A 3833-nucleotide genomic window follows, 5' to 3' on the forward strand; every position below is an offset into this window, starting at 1 on the left:
CATGCTTTATCACGACCATCATGTGCTTTTCTTGATCAATTTTTTCTATGAAATGAGAGCCTCGTTTGAGGGCTTGAGCTTTTTGGCTATTTTGAAAATGTGCTTAGCTAAAACGGAGTGCAATTTCCCCCTTCTGGCAGGTATTCCTTTATTGATTTCTGTTCCAATTTGTTCTCCGCGAGCATTGGAATTTTGTTCTGTGTTATTTTGGCTAGCCGAATATTGATTAATCGCGACTGCATAGGTTTGCACTTTCTCCGCATCTAGTGAGCCTGGAAAACGCCCATGTAGAGCCTGAAAGACTAGGCTTTCCTGCATTCTATCATCTACACGACCAGTGCGATCTTCCGCACTTTTACAGAAAAATTCATTAATATTTCCTATTTTATCCTGTAGCAAATTATAAGCGACCTGGAAGTCCATCACATGATCGGTTTCACGAAATTTTTTATGATGAAAGACTTTTTGAGCTTCATAGTGCAGAGCTAAAACTTGCTGCAAGTCTTTAAATTGTGCTGTGGTTTCAGCTGACCAGTCGGGATCTTTTCCAATTCCTTTTAAGATATTGACGTTTTGCTCTAGAGTGCTTTCTCGCTTACGAAAAGCCTTTGTACGGGCTGTAAGTAATGATTTGTTTGCTTGGTCGATTTGCTTTTCAAGAGAACGAATTTCTTCTTGTGTTTTATTGATCACATTTTTAGAAAAAGATGTGCCTGTTTTTAAGTATGCGTCTTGAGCTGTTTCTAAATTTTCATATAAAATTGACAGGTTCTTTTGGAGAGAGGCTTCTAGGTCTTGTTGTTTTTGAATTTCCACATCACTCACATTATCAGAAGCGATATTTTTCAGTAGAGAGAGTATTTCTGGTGATACTTGTCCTTTCAATTTATCAAGGGCTGTGGAAGTCCACTTGGAGATATCTTGTTCAAGCGTATTGAATCCTCGCGCATTAATGCCTGCTTGACTGGCTGCATCCGCGAGCTTACTTACTCGAGATGCATTTGTTGCCGCTGCATTAGCTCCCAGATTCATAAAAGAAATGTTGGGCTTAATCCAAACGTCTTTACCATCAATTTCTACCTTGATTACCCGATTATTAAATAGGCGAAGTGCCTGAGCGGATTCTTCTAACTGGGTTGTTTCACTTTCTCCCTTCCATTTTCCTATAATGCCGTATGAGCGATTGCGTACAAAGTCGATTTGCTTGGCAGTCAGTAATAACATGCTGCGCAAAGGAACTTCTAATGGTTTTTCCGGGGATGTTTCAATATCTGTGTCTTGCAGAATATTTTGTGCCGCATCGATCAAGCCTTGGCGTGCATTTTGGCCAGCAATGGCTTGTCGTTTATAGGCATCGGCAATGGTAATGGGAGGATAGCTAGAGTGGCGGATTCCGCTATATAAAACCTGCATGTGATGATTTTCATCCAATATTCCAAATGAGGTGCGTACATAATTGACTAGACCAGGACTGTTGCGGATAGTGCTGGGGATCGTGGTTTTAGAGACGGGTATTTGCATGCTGACAAATTGTTTGGAATCGATGTAGAAAGTATTAATGATGGTTGGCCTGCCACGATTAAGGACGCTTTTTTTCTCATATTCGGCCAACTGTTTCAAGCTAAAAGCGGGGCGATTTGTTCCGGAAGGGATTGAGGTTTTGATAACATAGCTAATATCGGTTGCAAGCTGGGCGATCTTTTCTTCTGCGATCTTATGTATCTGCTTATAATGTTCATCTCCTTCAGGTGATCGAATTTTGTTTGGGTCGATTTGACATTCTGCTTCGATGGACTCCTTGCATTTTGTTTCTAAATGTTTAATGCGGTCCATAATTTCTTGTTTTTGTTCTGCCGTAATCACGGGATCTGGACTTTCTTTCCTTTCCTTGTTTTTTCCCACGGTATAATCGTGAGTTGTCGACATCTCGGTCAGGTACAATTCTGCGGCATCCATGACTAACTCTTGCCGTTTCAGAAAACCCTCTGTTTTAACATCGTGATAGGCTCCGGGAGCAAATTCATTAATCTCGAATGATTTCCCATTAATGTCTAATTTCCAGGTTGTTATGCCGTATTTATCTTGTTCTGGGATCTGATATTCAGTACCATTGTGTATGACTTTTGTTTCTCCGGCTTGTTGGGCATCACGCAAGGTGTGAATCAAGTCTAAAGCCTGCTTAGCTTCTAAAGCGCTGAATTCTTTCAGTTTAGGAGATTCATTTTGGGGGGTAACGGGTATGGTCTCTACTTTGCTCAAAGTTGGTGTAGGTGTTTTTTTAGAAGTGATAAAGCTCGAAATCCAATTCGAAATATAGTTTTTTAGCTTGGTAAATGTCCCTATTTTTTGGGGATGTTCGGTAATTTTACGATCTTTGAAGTCTACCTCCCCATTTTCTAACTTAAATTCGAGGGGATTCGTTCGTGCTGGGTTATCGCGGACGAGACTGACGATTTTTTTAAGGGTCGATTCTAACTGGGTAGAGGGGTCAAAATTTGTATCATGATAAAGAGCGATTGCATGAGGGTGCCCATCTATGGAAACTTCCATTGTACTTTTAGAAGGTTCTTGCTTGATTTCATGAAATTCAACTCCAGGCAAAGAAGGGCTCCCCGCTGGAGTGAGATGAGAAGAATCTAAGCCCATAATAACCCTATTTTACTGAAATAAAATGAAGTTTAATTATATCTTTATTATACTATAAAGTTTAATTTATAATTAACTTGTTTTATTTCAGTATTACAGGGGACTAAAAGCTTTAAATAATTAAATGATTATCCGCAGCAAGAAAGAAGCGTACATTCGCTTTTTTGTTCGCATCCGCATTCTTCTTTTCCACATTTGCAACCTAAATGCGCGTTTTCTTCAGATAGGCATCCGCAATGGTTTTGCATGGTGCATTTGCAATCTTCACAGGGGCATGGAGCTTTACTGGGTGCAGGAATTGGATTAGCAGACAAAAAACTCACTGCAATAAAAGAGGCCCCTAAAAAATTGAGAACTTTTTGCATCATTGACTCCTTGTTTGTTGTTTAATTATTCAAATCTTTTAATGAGGTCTCGAATTTCATCAATTTTTCTTTTTTGTTCATTTTGATCCCTCGAGAGACTCGCTTGAGAGACGCAACTTGATAGATGAACATCTAAAATGCGCAGTTCAATGCTTTTGATGGCAGAACGAATGGCGCGTAGTTGCGTTAAAGTTTCAGGACAATATCTCCGTTCTTCAATCATTTTTTTTACCCCCTCAATCTGCCCACTAATGCGGTTAAGATTAGCCACTTCTTTTTTATGACAGGGATGATGATGGTTTTTACAGTCGTGATCGCTCATGAAGATTATCCTTTGTTTAGAAAAATACTATACCCCTGTACGGTATTTTGGCAAGAAGTAAAAAAAATCCTGATAACCAAAAAACATTTGATTTAAAACAGTGAAGGAAAGTAAATTCTTGAGCGTTCTGTTAACAAAAAAATTCGTATTGACAGAGGTGTAGTCCAATATGGAAAAAATATTAGTTCTTTGCGTATTGCTTGTCGTTTTGAGATTGGTGCCATTCAAGTGGCAAAATAGCGCGATCCAAAAAAAGGAATGGATCATTACATTCGTTGTTTTTTATTTGCTAGGTTGGGTGGTTCAAGCCGGTGGTTTTTCCCAAAGCGATGAGTTTTATAAAGGTCTGGCGAATGCATTATTATTTCTCAATTAATCACATCTACTTTTTCAGGAGGAATTCAAAACATGAACAATGAAATGTATCAAAGTGCAGGCTTAGTCGTTGTCTTAGCTGGTATTATTTGGGATTTAAGCAACTGGGTAAAACAAAAAATTAG

4 protein-coding genes are annotated in these 3833 nt (G+C 39.0%); 1 reads left to right on the top strand and 3 read right to left on the bottom strand.

The annotated features are described in order from the left end of the window. Nucleotides 1-45: 45 nt before the first annotated feature. The 3 genes from AB7E63_RS13220 to AB7E63_RS13230 form a co-directional block, all read right to left on the bottom strand. Nucleotides 46-2646, bottom strand: coding sequence for a hypothetical protein (locus AB7E63_RS13220; protein WP_428419647.1), 2601 nt, complete (start codon nucleotides 2644-2646; stop codon nucleotides 46-48). 128 nt (nucleotides 2647-2774) lie between these two features. Beyond that, nucleotides 2775-3014, bottom strand: a complete 240-nt coding sequence (locus AB7E63_RS13225; protein ID WP_144016280.1) for a hypothetical protein — start codon at nucleotides 3012-3014, stop codon at nucleotides 2775-2777. A gap of 22 nt (nucleotides 3015-3036) precedes the next feature. Next, nucleotides 3037-3333 carry a metal-sensitive transcriptional regulator gene (locus AB7E63_RS13230; protein WP_428419648.1) on the bottom strand — a complete coding sequence of 99 codons (297 nt, stop codon included), beginning with the start codon at nucleotides 3331-3333 and terminating at the stop codon, nucleotides 3037-3039. A gap of 169 nt (nucleotides 3334-3502) precedes the next feature. Between AB7E63_RS13230 and AB7E63_RS13235 the strand changes: the two genes are divergently transcribed. Next, nucleotides 3503-3709 carry a hypothetical protein gene (locus AB7E63_RS13235; RefSeq protein ID WP_428419649.1) on the top strand — a complete coding sequence of 69 codons (207 nt, stop codon included), beginning with the start codon at nucleotides 3503-3505 and terminating at the stop codon, nucleotides 3707-3709. Nucleotides 3710-3833 lie beyond the last annotated feature (124 nt).

Source organism: Parachlamydia sp. (assembly GCF_050255895.1).
Taxonomy (GTDB): Bacteria; Chlamydiota; Chlamydiia; order Chlamydiales; family Parachlamydiaceae; genus Parachlamydia; species Parachlamydia acanthamoebae.

What these genes read in the sequence shown, in the direction of transcription:
- AB7E63_RS13235 (WP_428419649.1), top strand. Translation starts at nt 3,503, where the DNA reads ATGGAAAAAATATTAGTTCTTTGCGTATTGCTTGTCGTTTTGAGATTG.
- AB7E63_RS13225 (WP_144016280.1), bottom strand. Translation starts at nt 3,014, where the DNA reads ATGATGCAAAAAGTTCTCAATTTTTTAGGGGCCTCTTTTATTGCAGTG.
- AB7E63_RS13220 (WP_428419647.1), bottom strand. Translation starts at nt 2,646, where the DNA reads ATGGGCTTAGATTCTTCTCATCTCACTCCAGCGGGGAGCCCTTCTTTG.
- AB7E63_RS13230 (WP_428419648.1), bottom strand. Translation starts at nt 3,333, where the DNA reads ATGAGCGATCACGACTGTAAAAACCATCATCATCCCTGTCATAAAAAA.